Raw genomic sequence first — 15,088 nt, forward strand, 5'->3', positions numbered from 1 at the left:
CGTTAAGTTATATTTTGGTAGTAGCTAGAATGATATAAAGGAATATATTAATGGCAGTCAAAATTTCACATATTACTCATGTCAGTAACTTAGCAAGTATTATAGAGCAGGATTGTTTATGGTCAGACTATAAACGTATTGAACTCGGTTTAGTTAATCAAAATATTGGTTATAATCATATTAAACAACGTCGTTTAGTTAGACCAGTATCTGTGGCGGCTGGCGGTACTATTGGGCAGTACGTACCATTTAATTTTTGCCCTCGCTCAGTTATGCTTTATGTAATTCATTGCCGTCATGATGACTTTCAAGAAGGACAAGAGCGAGTTCTGCATTTAATAAGTGATATAGACACGATTAAGCTAACCAACGAAAATTGTTTCTTTACCGATATTCATGCTGATCTTGATTATGCTGAACAAATAGATGATTTTACTCGTATTAATGAGCTAAACATTCAGCGAATAATCAATGAACGCTATTGGCAAGATTTTAAAGAAGAAAAACAAGCTGAATTTTTGGCATTTGAGTCAGTAAAATAGCACACTATTCATCAAGTTGGCGTTAAAAATCAAGCAATAGCAGATGAAGTCGCTGTATCATTACTAAGTTCTCAGCATAAGCCTGAAATTCTTATTCGCCCGGAGTGGTATTATTAGAGATTATTATGATTACGTATCAAAAAGGTAATATTTTACATGATCAATCTGACGCTATAATTAATACAGTTAATACTGTAGGTGTTATGGGTAAAGGATTAGCATTACAGTTTAAAAAAGCCTTCCCTGATAATTTTAAACAATACAAAAAAGCTTGTGATGATAACGTGATTCGTACAGGACAAGTTTTTTCTGTTCCTCTAAATTCGATGAGCGCACCATTCTATATTATAAACTTTCCAACTAAAGCCCATTGGAAAGGCAAGTCGACACTTGAATATATTGAACAAGGTCTGAGTAGTTTAAAAGCTGATGTTATTAAATTAAAACTTAAATCAGTCGCTATTCCTGCCTTAGGTAGTGGCTTAGGTGGTTTATCTTGGCAAGATGTTGAGCCTCTTATACAAAAATCTTTGGCTGAACTTCCAGATGTTAATTGGCATCTGTATCCTCCTCAAGAAGCTCCTAAAGCAGACGTTATGTTAAATAATACCAAACGACCTAAAATGACTATTGGTCGTGCTGCTGTTATTGGTTTAATTGATCGTTATGTTTCTACCGGTTTTGACTATCGTTTGTCTTTACTTGAAGTACAAAAACTTGTTTATTTTTTAACTGCTGTTGGTGAGCCTTTAAATAAAGTAGTGTTTAAAAAGCATCACTTTGGTCCTTATGCTGATGTATTGCGACATGTTTTAGACAAAATGGAAGGTCATTTTATTAGTGGGTATGCGGATGGTTTAAATAAACCTGAAACATCTATCGAACTGAAAGCTGATGCAGCAAAAGAAGCTTTAGCTTACTTAAGTGAAAATAAAGAAACGAAAGAAAGATTTGATCGTGTAGCACAACTTATTGAAGGCTTTGAATCACAATATGGTATGGAGTTACTTTCTACTGTCCATTGGGTTTTAACACAAGAGTCTGATAATAAAATACAAACAAATGAAAGCTTAATTGAAAAAGTTCATGGTTGGAACAATAGAAAAGCTCAAATGAAACCTGCACATATTTTAGCTGCTTGGAAGCGTTTAAAAGAGCAAGATTGGCTTGAGAATAAAGCACCTGCAATAGTCTAATATTTATAACAGATAAAGTAACATGGAGGGGGATGGTTGCTTTTTCATCCCTCAATCAGCAATGTTGTTGCGTCTTTAGCGCTTCGCTTATTTACCTGATGGAAATTATACCTTAGTAGGTATACACCAATTTCATACCTTATATTGATATAAAATCAGATCTGAGTATGTGTTGTTTTTAGCTAATGACTAACAACCTATTTTAGGAATATCACGCCAACTACTTGTATATTGTGGCGATAAAAAGCTACGTCGCATTTGCCATTTTTCTGCTTTACCTTCACTCGCTAGTGTTATTGCCCCTTGTCCATATCGGTTATTTACCTTATCAAAACAATCCATAATTAAAGGGCTAGGTTGTATCGGTGAGAATAAATCGGGTTGCTGATATTGCTCACTTTCTAGTGCAACAGCACCTACACCGCAGCGATAAAACTGAATACCTGTTTGGAATATTTCACGTAAAAGAATATTGATAGCAGAGGCTATTTGGCTGTTGTTATTGGTGGCTAGCTGAAATTCAAAAATCAGCGATCTTTTATAATACTGCGTATCGTGTGGCGAACTAGCAGCAAAAACCAGTAAACGTTTTACTAAGGATCCTTGCCTACGCAGCTTTTTACCGACAATAACGCCATGAGTGACTAAGGCAAACATGAGCGTTTCATAATCAGTCACTCGTTCACCAAAACTCCGCGTAGAGAATATTTCTTGCTTAGGCGCTTTAACTTTATCCCAAGACAAACAAGCAACACCATTAAGCTCATTCACCGTTTGTTCAACCAACACGCTAAACTGTTTTCGCATGTGCTGAGGCGACTGTTGAGCTAATTGTTGTGCTGTGTTTATGCCTAACAAATTAAGCTTTTTACCTAACCTGTTGCCAATGCCCCATACATCGGTAACGCTCATTTTTTGTAATATAGGCAAGCTTGATTGTTGGCTATCAATCACCGCTACACCGTCAAACCCTGCTAACTTCTTGGCTGCATGATTAGCGGCTTTCGCTAATGTTGGCGTTGTACCAAAACCTACACCCACAGGTAAGCGCGTTTCTTTCCAAATGGCTCTACGTATTTCGTGTCCGTATTTATGCCAATCGGTAATTAAACCATCGTATTGTTTAAACTCTAAAAAAGACTCATCAATCGAATAGATATATTGGTTGTCGCAGTAACGGGCAATCACATTCATCATGCGTTCGCTTAAATCGGCATATAGCTCATAATTTGACGAGCGCACAACAACGCCATGCTTACTTAAAAAGTTTTTAATTTGAAAGTAAGGAATAAATTTAGGAATACCTAAGCGTTTAGCAATAGGGCATACCGCACAAACACAGCCGTCGTTATTGGTAAGAACAACAACAGGTCTGTTACGGATGCTGGGATCGAATACTTTCTCTGCACTGGCATAAAAAGATACCGCATCAACTAGTGCGTACATAACGTAATTTCAGGCGACTTTTGATGTAACCGAATTGAGCGAGTAACTATACCTTCTAGCTGAAACTCATCTTCAGGTTTAATCTGCACAGGCGGATGTTCGCTTGAAGCCGACAGCAAGCGCGCTTGTGTTTTATCAATAAGCTTACACACAAAACAGCCATTGTAATTAGCCACAATAATATCGCCATTTTTTGCTGTTAATGATCTATCTACAATTAGCAAATCACCATTGAAAATACCCACACCTTGCATAGAATCACCGTTTGCTTGACCAATAAATGTCGCATTAGGGTGCTTAATTAATAATTGATCTAACGACAAACCTAACTCTTTATACTCGGCCGCTGGCGATTCAAAACCACTAATGCCAGCTTCTGCAAATATCGGAATAACTTTCATAAAACATCTATACCTTTCACAAAAAACTAAATGCTGTATTTTTGTACAGTATAGTTGTCGTTATTCAAAATAGAAAGATAAAACCGACTATTCTCTAACAGGTAGCTAATCGCTCCCTAACAAATAACGAATAAACACCTAGCAGAGTGTTTAATTAAAAGCCGAATACAGGAATAGTTTCGATAAACCTTGAAGCATTAGAAAATATAGCGAGAATCGTGCAAGGTTTTATTTTTATTGAGTTTATAAAGTGCAATTATTAGAAACACAATGTTTAGGAAAAACATTACGCCTAGAAGGTTCAATGGCAGGGTGGCAGCAACTTTTTTGGGACGATCAATGTGTATCGCAAATAGATGCAAGTGCCGACAGCGACACTTTTGTACATAAGTTTCCTCTGCAAAACGCACAAGGCGAACTTCACGTAGAGCTTAATGGTTCTTTAGAATGGCAGCCATTTGATCTGCAATTTTATCTACAATCAGTAAATCACCATTAAAAATACCTACACCTTACTTAGTATCGACCATCAGCATTAAGTGGTAAAAGCTTATTTCAAGGATATTTGCAATGGTAATGCACTTGCATTACCATAGTTTTATATACTTAACCTTTTGGAGGTTGTTATGTTACAAAAAAATTTAGAAACAGAATCTACATTAACAGATCGTTTTCAAACAACAGTGCCGAGTGTTGTTCGTCAAGCATTGCACTTAGAAAAAAAAGATAAAATTAAATTTACAGTTCAGCCGAACGGTAGTGTGTTATTAACACGCGTTGAAGCATCTGAAGAAGATCCTGTGGTTGAATCATTTTTATCATTCATTGCTGATGATATGCGTGAGCACCCGGAAAAGCTTCAGCCACTTACGGCCAGTATGCGTGAACGTATTGAATCATTAACCGCTGATGTTACGCTTGATTTAGACACACCACTATTGGATGAGGACGAGTAATCTTGTCTGATAATAATGCACTTATTGTTAATGGATGGACACTCTATGCCCATCCATTATTTGTAGAGCAAGTTGAGGCTCTTGAGAAAAAGGTTGAGGCGCTAAAAGTAAAAGATCCTGTTGGATATATCAAAAAAAATGATACGAAGAGGTTAGCTGCTATTAACAAGCTGGCTTATGAAATTATTCCTCAAGATCCTACTAAACCTGATTACCGTCAAGGTAAAACATTAGGTGAACAAAATAAGCATTGGTTCAGAGCAAAGTTCTTTCAACAATACCGATTGTTTTTTCGTTTTCATGTACCGTCTAAAGTGATTGTTTTCGCCTGGGTCAACGATGAAAAAAATAAACGAGCGTATGAAAGTAAAAATGATGTCTATAAGGTATTTTCTAAGATGTTGAAAGCGGGAAATCCACCTGATAGTTGGGATGACCTTTTAAAGTCAACTAAAAAATAAAGATCTCAAAAAAGCCTTGTTAAAGAGCTACAGAATTAAGGAATAGCGGTTCGTAAAATCAATTACTGTATATAAAGGCACGATACTATGATCCAGTTATTGGGCGTTTCTCCTCGAATGATTCGACGGATATGCTCGAAGTGATTCGAAGAGGCTAACCTGTCCATGGATTCAATTGATATGTTAATGTTGATACTACTACAACCGTTGCAAGTGTTTTAGGAGGAGGTCTTGTTGCGAAGGGGGTTGCGAATATGACAATGAAACCAGTCGAGGGTTAAGCACTGCCCCAAGATAAAACCGACTATTCTCTAACAGATAGCTAATCGCTCCCTAACAAATAACTAATAAAGACTTAGCAGAGTGTTCAATTAAAAGCCGAATACAGGAATAGTTTCGATAAACCTTGAAGCATTAGAAAATATAGCGATAATCGTGCAAGGTTTTATTTTTATTGAGTTTATAAAGTGCAATTATTAGAAACACAATGTTTAGGAAAAACATTACGCCTAGAAGGTTCAATGGCAGGGTGGCAGCAACTTTTTTGGGACGATCAATGTGTATCGCAAATAGATGCAAGTGCCGACAGCGACACTTTTGTGCATAAATTTCCTCTGCAAAACGCACAAGGCGAACTTCACGTAGAGCTTAATGGTTCATTAGAATGGCAGCCATTTGATCTGCAATTCAAACTACTGATTAACGACGAACTTGTTGAAGAAAGCACACTCAACGAAAAAGACATAGAACAACGCGACGTTAGCCAAAATAAAAAACAGTCTTTTAAATTTAGCTTTGTAGGCATGGCAGGCTTAGGTTTAAAACTCCTTAAAAGCGCAAAAATAGTTAAAGTATTATTTGCCGCAGGTAGTTTGGCAGCCTACAGCTGGTTGTTTTCAATTGAATTCGCCATCGCACTAATTCTTTGTTTAGTGTTTCACGAATATGGTCATATTAAAGCCATGAAATACTTTGGACTAAAAACCAAAGGCATTTACCTTATTCCTTTTGTGGGCGGTTTAGCACTTAGCGACGACAAAATTAACACCCGTTGGCAAGACGTTGTTATATCCATCATGGGACCGTTTTTTGGTTTGATCCTCTCGGTAGCCGCGTTAATTGGCTATTGGATAACCGACATAGAAATACTGGCAGGCATCGCCGTATTTAACGCACTACTTAACTTATTTAACCTACTGCCTGTATTGCCGTTAGATGGCGGACACGTACTGAAAAGCATCGCATTCTCTATAAATTCACGCATTGGTTTAGTGGCATGTATATTAGGCGCAGCACTGGGTATTTACATCAGCTACCAGTTTGGCTTAGCACTGTTAGGCTTTTTGCTCGCTATTGGTTGTGTTGAAATATTCTTTGAATACAAACGCCGACACTTAAGCCAACTACTACCACTTAACCGCTACGCGCAAATCGTTTCAGGTGTTTGGTATGTATTAACAGTAGGTGGTTTAAGCGCGATTATTTGGTTAGTAGGGCAAACTGATAACGGAGCATTGTCGCTACCGCTTAAAATATTGAATAGTTAGGTTGTGCTTTAATAAGCGTTAACCTAAATGGTTTTCAAAGATTAAAGAACAAAAGACTTTCATATCTCTAGGAATAACAGTGTTTGAACCTTATAAATTTCTTACATGGTACGCTCATAAAGAAGGTCGAATTCTTTTCGCTGCTTTTTTTATTCCTTTGATTATAGTTACCATTTGGGGAAGCTATCCAGATTACCAATATAAGAAAAAAACTGAGGAGTTAAGCGAATATTTTTTCAAAGAAAACTTAACCTTTATTATTTCTCATAGCTCTGGCAATGGAGTGTTCATAAAACTAAATTATTCTGACGGAAATCCTAAAAGAAATAATAATGATCAAATTAAGCAAGACTATAGAAAATTCATAATCCAAAAGGTTTGTAACTACCCTCATTATATTAAGAAGTTAAAAATGGTAGGAACATTTCAATTGACCTTATTGATAAAGATAACTTTAAACCATTTTTTAATTTAAATATCAAATCTGAAGATTGTGGGATATAGCGAATACCTCAACGAGATACATGTATGAAACCAAAAGAAGCGTATGCGTTATACATTCTGAACAACTTGAACAGTAATGAAATAGTTGAACTTGCAAATGAATGGCTCTTGAATGGTTTCTTCACAGATAGTCTTACAGATCTCATTTTTGAAAAAGAACCTGAAATGTATATTGTTGGGCCTATGTTTGAAGCACTTATGGAAGAGTTAAATATTCCATCATTAACTAGGCTTGAAGCTGCTCACATTGCTATAAAAAGAATTTTGACACGTATTGTTAATAATGAAATAGGGCCTAGAGCGGGCGCATCTTCTATTTATTATGATGTTTGGAGTGAAATCGAAGAAGAGTATCCAGCCATTAAATATCTTGGAGATAGTTTAGGTCTAGAGTTTATATTTTGTTGGCTTCGTGAAATATGGGATTGCCGTGATGGCTCTATGATCTTGTATTATTCGGATCTACCTCGTGACCAAGCAGAGCAAAAATTTGAAGAACACCTTATTGAAGAGGCTAGAAATTGGTTAACTAAAGCTAGATAATATGGATCTGTTAACTGAAATATTAATGGCTAACTTGTAGATTTATAAAAAACCAGAAGTCTCTACTAAAGAACTTCTGGTTTTTTTTGTTTAAATTAAAGTTAAATCTACTTCAATTCTACAATCGCACTTATTTCAACTGCCCAGTTAGCTGGTAAGCTACTCATTCCTACAGCGGCTCTTGCAGCCTTGCCATCGTCGCCAAACGCGGTAACAAACATGTCTGAGAAGCCGTTAATCACTTTAGGGTGATCGGTAAATGAAGAGGTGGCGTTTACCATGCCTGAAATTTGTAATACTTGTTTCACTTTAGACAAATCACCTATGGCAGATTTTATTGTTGCTAATGCACATAAACCTACTTGTTGTGAGGCTTCATATCCTTGTTTTACATTAAGGGTGTCGCCAAGCTTACCTAATACGCTTTTACCTTCACAAGCTCCGTGTCCTGATAGATATAAGGTTTTACCAGACAGTCGCCATGTTACGTAGTTGCCAATAGGCTTAGTGGCTTCAGGTAATACAAAACCTGCTTTTTCAATACGCTGTTCTGGCGTTGTTGATTGAGCACTTACACTTAATGGTAGAACTAAGGCAGCAGATAACATTGAGCAAAAGATAAGTTTTTTCATAGTGTTCCTAATTTTATTGAAGGTAATGGTTATTTATTTAAGTGACGATTTATTAAAGTATTTTAAGCAAGCGCTTGCATGGCTTTTACCAGTTGTTGCACTTCTGTAGCAGATATAAATATTTGTGGTGTGATACGCATACAGCAGCCACTGGCTAGGCCTTTACGTAAAACGGTAAATACACCAAATTCATTTTCTAGTCGTTTTTGTAAATGCTTGGCGTCATCTAGCGATGTTTTTCCTCGTAAGCGAAATGAGCACATACCGGTAGACGATTCTTCATCTAAACCACCAAGTACTTCGATGTGAGGCATGTTTTTAGCTTCGCTTGTCCACAGTGAGCGTAAGTGTCGTAATCGAGCTTCTTTATTTGCGGGTCCGATAGACTGATGAAAGTTAATCGCAGCAGGTATGGTTAAAATTGAGGCGAAGTTTGTTGTAGCTGTATGAACTCTGGTGCTGGCATTTATGTTGTTTGCATCGTGTTCTCCGGGGTAGGGCGATATTTTTTCCAGTGAGCCTTTTTTCATATAAAGCGCACCAACACCTACAGGCGAACCAATCCATTTATGTAAATTGAAACCTGCCCAATCTACACCGAGGTCGGTTATTTTAAAGTTAAGTAAACCCCAAGATTGAGCACAATCACAAATAACATCAATGCCGCGTTGTTTTGCTGCTTTAGCGATTTTTTTAACGGGTAATACTAAACCGTGTTGATTACTCACGTGGGTAAGTAACATCAGTTTTAGGTTGGGGTGTTGATCAAAAGCTTGTATATATAAATCTAAAATTTGTTGTTGGTTAGCTTGTGCTGGAAGTACAACTTCTACTGCTTTCTGGTTACGCGAGCTGGCTAACCATTGCATGGTTTCTTTAAAACTAGGATAGTCGATATCAGTGAACAGCACAGTGTCGTTTTCACCCAATGCGTTGTATTGTCTAATTAAGTTGTGAATAGATTCTGTAGCATTACGGGTAAGAACAATTTCTTCTGCTTCTGCACCTAGGGCTTTAGCGACTTTTATTGTGCTAAGTTCATTATCTTTTGAAAAACTTTTGCGAGCATAAAAAGAGAGTTCAGTATTAACCTTTTGAGTGGCTTCAATAAAAGTAGATTGCACGGGACGAGACATTTTGCCCCAAAAGCCATGTTCAAGATTAACAATGCCTTGAGCTTTGTCATAAAGGAGTGCAACTTTAGCCCAAAATGATTCATCTTGTGCTAATAATACAGGAGAAATATCTGCGGGTATTTTGGGAAGATCAAGATCGTTAGTTGTGTTTTTTTGTGTACTAGCATGCGTTAATCCAGAAGCGGTTATTGAGTATGCGGCGCCAGCTGCTAAGGTTTTTAGTACATTTCTACGACTTAGATTTCTTGTTTTTTTGCTCACCACAATAACTCCTTTTTTGATGCGTACTTATATAGTTAGGTATTCGTTATAGTAAAGTTGTCGTAGTTCAAGCATAACGCGAGCCAATATAATAGAAAGTGTGTTTTGTAGTGTAAGTAAATGTTATGGGTTTGGGTTTTAAGGAGCTTGATCACTTTCGCTGTGTAGCAGAAGTAGCATTTAAATTTTGTTACTAAGATGATTAGTAAGGTAAAGTTTGAAGGTATTATAGTGGTGCTGTAGTGCTGTTGTAGTGAAATGGTTGGATTGTGTATTTTGCGTTTATTACTAAGGGTTTTAATAAAAATATAAGTAAAGGGAGAGGTTAACCTCTCCCTTTTTTGCTTAAATAGGCTTAATAACTGTTTAAGTTAAAACGTATAAGTTAATCCTACTTGCATACGACGGTCATTTAAGAAGCTAGAGCGTTGGTAACGAGTACCCGCTTCATCAATTTGCGTTTCTGACTTGTTTTTCTCGTCAGTGATGTTTGCAATTAAAAGATTTGCCGTTAGGTTGTCATTAAAGTGATATCTAACAGACGCATCAAAGAATCCAGTCGCTTTTTGGAAAACAGGGTTGCCCGTTACAAAGTCACGATATGAATTTAGATATTCTGAACGGTAGTTATAAATTAAACGAATTTCTAAATTATCATCTTGATAAATACCAATTAGGTTACCTGTGTGCTCTGACTGTCCAAGCAGATTATCTAAACCAAAACGGAAAGTCGTATCTGCCGAGTCTGGAACTCCATCGTCATCAGCATCTAAAAACTGTGGCGGTGGTGTTGCTGACGCGTCAACAAAGGTGTAGTTGGCTTGAATACCAAAGTTTTTCCATATACCTGGTAATCCAGTAAAGAAATCTTGATAAGCAACTTCAAAACCTGATACTTCGGCTTCAGCTAAGTTAAGTTGACCATTGAAGTTAACATTAACTTGTGTGTTGTCTAAGTTGATTGTGTCTACCGGTTTTACGCCATATTGCACGATGTTTTTAATATCTTTGTGAAACACACCAAAGGTAATAAAGCCTGTTTCAAAGTACCATTCATATGATATGTCAAAGCTATTCGCTGTAGTTGCTACAAGGTCAGGGTTACCACCATTAATACGAATATTTTGTAAGGTACCATTAATTAAACCACGAGGAACATCAATGTTTGGATCATCAGGTTCAAGATTGGCAAAACGTTCAACACTTGTTTTGGCACTGATTGATTGAGTAGCGTTAAGGTCTGACATGTTTGGACGAGTAACACCTTTGCTCGCACCAAAACGAATAAGCATATCGTCGTTAAGGTTTAATTTAACATTTAATGAAGGCAACCAATGCTCATCTTCTACATCAACTCTTCGTACTGAATCTGCAGTTTTTAAATATGCTTCAGTTTCAGGCAAGAAGTCGTTTATTTCATCGATATCTTCAACTTCTTGTGTGTAACCTGGATACGTCACAGGATCGTCAAGCTCTTGTCTATCTTCACTGAATTCGTTGTAGCTAAGCTTTCCATTTGAACCCAATGTATTTTTAACATAACGTAAACCTACATTACCGTCTATCCACATTCCGTTGTCAAAATCTTGAGCAAATTTTACCATGGCATATAAATTAATTGTCTCTTCAACAACATCTGAAATCCCGCCTGGCTGATAAATTTTAGTATAGTTGCCATCGTTTGTGCGACGCAGTTGGTCTGGATTAGCTGGATTGTCAGGGTTAAGATCTGTAGTCGCGAATGGCGAATAGAACGATGTTGCGAAATCAGGTTCAGCCTGCAAGTAATCGTAGAATGACTCTGGGTTACGCAACAGGCTAGCTTTAGGGTAAAGTAGTGTTGTATTTTCACCACCTACCACGCCACCACGGAAGAAATCACTAAAATTAACTTCGTCGTAAATATTTTCCTCTAACGAATTTAAAGGTGCTACACCGCCGCCCCATAATGGGCTAACGCCTTTCCAGTTACCACCAGCATCTTTGTTAACTTGTTCACGTTCAGAGTAGCGTACACCCATTTTAACAGATTGAAACCAACCGTCTGTGTCGTCAAGTGCATATTCAACATCAAGCTTAACTGCCTGTAAATCGCCTTCGCCTTCACGGAATGTATCGTTCGCAAAGCCAACATAAGAACCTGAAGGATCTGCTGGGTTAGTTGGTGCTACGTACGGAACTTGAACCGTGCCGCCGTCTTGACGGTTGCCTTCAGCTATATTGGTACGTGGATCAACAGAAAATTCTAAATATGGATTATCCAAATCAGGACGAGAAAATACGTTTAAGAATGTATTTACACCAATCCATTGTTCTTCGAAAGACGCTTCAGCTGTTGTTCTATGAGCATCAAATTCAACAGTTAGTTGATCAGTAGCACGCCATTTTACGTTAATACTAATATCATCAGTTTTCGAATATTCTTGCTTACCTATACCTAGGTTAGATACTCGTAATCCGTACGCGCCAGCCCAGCTTCGGAAGTCATCTGTTATGAGTCCTTCTTCCATTAAACCACCTGAAACAGGGATTAGTTCGTCACATTCGCCAGCAAATTCTTCGTTGCTACCATTACATTTAGGAATACCGTTTGATGTAAATGGCGACACAACCAAATCGCTAACTTCTACGCCTCCTGATCTAACGGTTTCTGCGTCAGCATACCATTCAGAAGTACGTTCAAGACCATTTACTTCATTTTCTACAGTTACGTATTTAACCAATACTTCAAGGTTGTCGTCAGCACTACGCCATTGCCCAGCAAGGTAGTAACTTTCTCTTTCGCGATCAACTTCGTTAGTACGTAAATTGAAACCCGGTGTTAGGGCAACAGTGCCTACAGGGTTACTTACATCTTGACCATCAGCAAAGCTTTCGCCTGTTACATTATCGCGAGGAACAACCATACCTGCTTGATAACCATTAATGTCTGACTGTAATTCAGATGAAGAAAATGAACCTACAAATCCAAACTTGCCGTTGTCGGTATCAAAGTTTTTACCAAATATACCGCTATAGGTTGGGCTCCATTCTTCGCGTATATCGGTATAAACGGTATCAGCAGCAATTTGCGCTATACCGTCTTCGTTATCAAATGGTGCAAGTGTTTGTAGGTTAATCGTTCCACCAATACCACCTTCAATAAGGTCAGCTTGTTGGTTCTTGAAAACGTCTACACGGCCTACAAGTTGTGTAGGTACAGCAGACCAATCTAAAGCTCTGCCGCCGTTTGCTGAGAACGCATCACGACCATTAAATTCTGAACGAATAAAGCCAAGACCACGAATTAAGTTGCCTGAACCTTCTGGAGAAGGGAAATCACCAGCTGTTCCACCAGCGGTAAAACGAGAAACTGTTAGCCCTGGGATACGCGAAAGGGCTTCAGCAACTGATAAGTCAGGAATAGCAGATGCGTCAGATGCGGTAATAGAGTCAACAAATGTGGATGATTCACGTTTAATTTCAGCTGCATTAGCTAGCGCACCACGAATACCGGTAACTTGGATAACTTCAACCGCTTGTACTGGGGCTACAGCTTCTTCTTCAGCCTCTTGAGCGTATCCCAACGTGGATACGGTCATCGATCCTAGCGCAGCTAAGATGGAGGTGGTTAATATCTTTTTATTAAACATTTAAATCCCCTTATTGTTTTATATGTTTTATGTATTTTATGTTTACTTTTGTTATTGTCTAAATGACAATTACATTTTTAGCACATTATATTCAATATGACAATAAGGCGCGATAACTAAAGTTTAATTTATAATTCGAAATATTTATTTACAATATAGTATATATTAACGTTAATATGTTAGCGTTAACATTGTTTTGGTAGCATCATGCCAAACATTATTAACAATGTTTTTTGAATTTGCGGTACTTATGAAAACAAAAGTTAAATTTAATAATAAAAAACAGGTTGAATTATGCACTTATGTATAGTGGGAGGAGGCTCTGCTGGATGGATGACCGCGGCTGCACTTGCAAAGAAGTTTTCAAGGCAGAAAGTTCAAATTACCCTAGTTGAATCAGAAGAAATTGGTACGGTTGGAGTTGGTGAAGCTACCTTGCCACATATAAGGTTTTTCAATCAAACTTTAGGTATAGATGAGCGTGATTTTATGCGCAAAACCAAAGCTACATTTAAACTAGGCATCGAATTTGTTAATTGGGGAAGCAAAGGGCAGAGTTATATTCATCCTTTTGGTGATTTTGGCGAAAAAATAAATTCAGTCGACTTTTATCAGTATTGGTTATTAGCTCAAAAAAATAATGACATTGGTAATTTAGAGGATTACGCCTTTGGTATTGCCGCCGCAAAAGCGAATAAATTCAATATACCTGAGCTGGGAGCACCCGATTTAAAAAACTCTTTTGGTTATGCCTACCAATTTGACTCAAGCCTGTATGCGAAATACCTACGCGAATTTTCATGCAAACTTGGGGTTAATAGAATAGAAGGTAAAATCGTTAACACCTCGTTAAATGGAGAAAATGGCAATATTTCAGAGATAACGCTGGAGAATGGACAACGTATTAGCGCTGATCTATTTGTTGATTGTTCAGGTTTTAGAGGTTTACTGATTGAGCAGAGTTTAAAGTCGGGCTACCAAGATTGGTCTAATTGGTTGCCATGTGACCGAGCTATTGCTGTACCTTGTGAACGTACAGAAGAGTTAAATCCTTTTACCCGTTCAACAGCTCAAGAAGCGGGTTGGATATGGCGAATTCCGTTACAGCATCGTACTGGAAATGGTCATGTGTATTGCAGCAATTTTATTAGCGACGATGCAGCGCAAAACTCACTTTTAGAGCAATTAGACGGTAAAGTGTTGGCGGAACCTCGCAAACTAAGGTTTAAAACAGGCCGCAGAAATCACTTTTGGAAAAACAATGTTATTGCTATTGGATTGTCGGCAGGCTTTTTAGAGCCACTCGAATCAACATCCATTCATTTAATTCAAGAAGGGATTACTAAGTTAATTGAGCTATTCCCAGCGTGTGATGATCAACAAAACTCCTCAAATATACTGACAATAAATGCACTAGATATTAAAGAATATAACACTCAGATGAGCTTAGAATATGAACGTATTCGAGATTTCCTGTTATTACACTATGTTGCAAATGACCGAAGTGATAGCCCTATGTGGGCATATTTTAAAAATATGACACTACCCGATAGTCTGCAAGAAAAACTAGATTTGTGGATGCATCGTGCCTACATTCAACGTTATGAAATAGGCGCATTTTTACCTCCAAGTTGGGTTGCTGTTTTGCTTGGACAAAACTTGATGCCTCATAATGTTTATCCTAGAGTACAAGCGTTTGGTGCTGATCATATACGCTCTAAAGCAAATGCGATGCGCGAAGATATCAAGCTAGGTTTAGATCAGGCTCAAGAACATCAAGCCTTTTTGAATCGCTATTTATCATAACTTTGCCGAAGTATCGTAAGGAATA

Annotated in this window: 13 protein-coding genes and 1 pseudogene; 9 read left to right on the plus strand and 5 right to left on the minus strand. The window is 37.7% G+C overall.

Going from position 1 to position 15,088, the window contains the following annotated elements; all coding sequences use genetic code 11:
* The first annotated feature begins 50 nt into the window (after positions 1 to 50).
* Positions 51 to 659: pseudogene (locus Q5N69_RS06205) on the plus strand (DUF4433 domain-containing protein).
* Positions 660 to 667: 8 nt separating this feature from the next.
* Positions 668 to 1,738 carry a macro domain-containing protein gene (locus tag Q5N69_RS06210; RefSeq protein WP_304367992.1) on the plus strand — a complete coding sequence of 357 codons (1,071 nt, stop codon included), beginning with the start codon at positions 668 to 670 and terminating at the stop codon, positions 1,736 to 1,738.
* A 189-nt stretch (positions 1,739 to 1,927) separates the two neighbouring features.
* Here the strand turns inward: Q5N69_RS06210 and Q5N69_RS06215 are convergent, their stop codons facing one another.
* Together Q5N69_RS06215 and Q5N69_RS06220 are read right to left on the minus strand one after the other, a co-directional pair.
* A complete protein-coding gene (locus Q5N69_RS06215; RefSeq protein ID WP_304367993.1) occupies positions 1,928 to 3,184 on the minus strand; it encodes a Y-family DNA polymerase in 1,257 nt (418 codons plus the stop codon).
* Positions 3,172 to 3,585, minus strand: a complete 414-nt coding sequence (locus tag Q5N69_RS06220) for a LexA family transcriptional regulator (RefSeq protein WP_304367994.1) — start codon at positions 3,583 to 3,585, stop codon at positions 3,172 to 3,174. Before Q5N69_RS06220 ends, Q5N69_RS06215 begins: the two co-directional genes overlap by 13 nt.
* Positions 3,586 to 3,835: 250 nt before the next feature.
* On the opposite strand from Q5N69_RS06220, the gene Q5N69_RS06225 reads away from it, so the two are divergent.
* The 6 genes from Q5N69_RS06225 (at position 3,836) to Q5N69_RS06250 (ending at position 7,596) form a co-directional block, all read left to right on the plus strand.
* Entirely contained in the window at positions 3,836 to 4,084 is a 249-nt protein-coding gene (locus Q5N69_RS06225; protein ID WP_304368092.1) for a hypothetical protein, read from the plus strand.
* A gap of 127 nt (positions 4,085 to 4,211) precedes the next feature.
* Complete coding sequence (locus tag Q5N69_RS06230; protein ID WP_304367995.1) at positions 4,212 to 4,541, plus strand: type II toxin-antitoxin system PrlF family antitoxin; 330 nt, start codon at positions 4,212 to 4,214, stop codon at positions 4,539 to 4,541.
* Positions 4,542 to 4,543: 2 nt separating this feature from the next.
* Positions 4,544 to 5,002 carry a type II toxin-antitoxin system YhaV family toxin gene (locus tag Q5N69_RS06235; protein WP_304367996.1) on the plus strand — a complete coding sequence of 153 codons (459 nt, stop codon included), beginning with the start codon at positions 4,544 to 4,546 and terminating at the stop codon, positions 5,000 to 5,002.
* Between the two features lie 467 nt (positions 5,003 to 5,469).
* The gene (locus Q5N69_RS06240; RefSeq protein WP_304367997.1) at positions 5,470 to 6,549 is read left to right on the plus strand and encodes a site-2 protease family protein; all 1,080 of its coding nucleotides are present in this window, start codon (positions 5,470 to 5,472) and stop codon (positions 6,547 to 6,549) included.
* Positions 6,550 to 6,628: 79 nt separating this feature from the next.
* Positions 6,629 to 7,024, plus strand: coding sequence for a hypothetical protein (locus Q5N69_RS06245; RefSeq protein ID WP_304367998.1), 396 nt, complete (start codon positions 6,629 to 6,631; stop codon positions 7,022 to 7,024).
* 53 nt (positions 7,025 to 7,077) lie between these two features.
* Positions 7,078 to 7,596: a hypothetical protein gene (locus tag Q5N69_RS06250; RefSeq protein ID WP_304367999.1), complete on the plus strand. Its 519-nt coding sequence runs from the start codon at positions 7,078 to 7,080 to the stop codon at positions 7,594 to 7,596.
* Between the two features lie 107 nt (positions 7,597 to 7,703).
* On the opposite strand, the gene Q5N69_RS06255 is transcribed toward Q5N69_RS06250, so the two are convergent.
* From Q5N69_RS06255 to Q5N69_RS06265, 3 genes are all read right to left on the minus strand, one after another.
* Positions 7,704 to 8,228 (minus strand): RidA family protein, encoded by a 525-nt coding sequence (locus Q5N69_RS06255; protein ID WP_304368000.1) that lies wholly within the window; start codon positions 8,226 to 8,228, stop codon positions 7,704 to 7,706.
* 62 nt (positions 8,229 to 8,290) lie between these two features.
* The gene (locus Q5N69_RS06260) at positions 8,291 to 9,625 is read right to left on the minus strand and encodes an aminotransferase class V-fold PLP-dependent enzyme (RefSeq protein ID WP_304368001.1); all 1,335 of its coding nucleotides are present in this window, start codon (positions 9,623 to 9,625) and stop codon (positions 8,291 to 8,293) included.
* Positions 9,626 to 9,996: 371 nt separating this feature from the next.
* Complete coding sequence (locus Q5N69_RS06265) at positions 9,997 to 13,257, minus strand: TonB-dependent receptor (RefSeq protein WP_304368002.1); 3,261 nt, start codon at positions 13,255 to 13,257, stop codon at positions 9,997 to 9,999.
* Between the two features lie 294 nt (positions 13,258 to 13,551).
* On the opposite strand from Q5N69_RS06265, the gene Q5N69_RS06270 reads away from it, so the two are divergent.
* Complete coding sequence (locus tag Q5N69_RS06270) at positions 13,552 to 15,063, plus strand: tryptophan halogenase family protein (RefSeq protein ID WP_304368003.1); 1,512 nt, start codon at positions 13,552 to 13,554, stop codon at positions 15,061 to 15,063.
* The last annotated feature ends 25 nt before the right edge of the window (positions 15,064 to 15,088 follow it).

This window comes from Pseudocolwellia sp. AS88, assembly GCF_030551755.1.
Lineage (GTDB): Bacteria > Pseudomonadota > Gammaproteobacteria > Enterobacterales > Alteromonadaceae > Pseudocolwellia.

Excerpts from the sequence above, each read along its gene's own strand:
- Q5N69_RS06210 (WP_304367992.1), top strand. The coding sequence starts at position 668 with ATGATTACGTATCAAAAAGGTAATATTTTACATGATCAATCTGACGCT.
- Q5N69_RS06215 (WP_304367993.1), bottom strand. The coding sequence starts at position 3,184 with ATGTACGCACTAGTTGATGCGGTATCTTTTTATGCCAGTGCAGAGAAA.
- Q5N69_RS06220 (WP_304367994.1), bottom strand. The coding sequence starts at position 3,585 with ATGAAAGTTATTCCGATATTTGCAGAAGCTGGCATTAGTGGTTTTGAA.
- Q5N69_RS06230 (WP_304367995.1), top strand. The coding sequence starts at position 4,212 with ATGTTACAAAAAAATTTAGAAACAGAATCTACATTAACAGATCGTTTT.
- Q5N69_RS06250 (WP_304367999.1), top strand. The coding sequence starts at position 7,078 with ATGAAACCAAAAGAAGCGTATGCGTTATACATTCTGAACAACTTGAAC.
- Q5N69_RS06255 (WP_304368000.1), bottom strand. The coding sequence starts at position 8,228 with ATGAAAAAACTTATCTTTTGCTCAATGTTATCTGCTGCCTTAGTTCTA.
- Q5N69_RS06265 (WP_304368002.1), bottom strand. The coding sequence starts at position 13,257 with ATGTTTAATAAAAAGATATTAACCACCTCCATCTTAGCTGCGCTAGGA.
- Q5N69_RS06270 (WP_304368003.1), top strand. The coding sequence starts at position 13,552 with ATGCACTTATGTATAGTGGGAGGAGGCTCTGCTGGATGGATGACCGCG.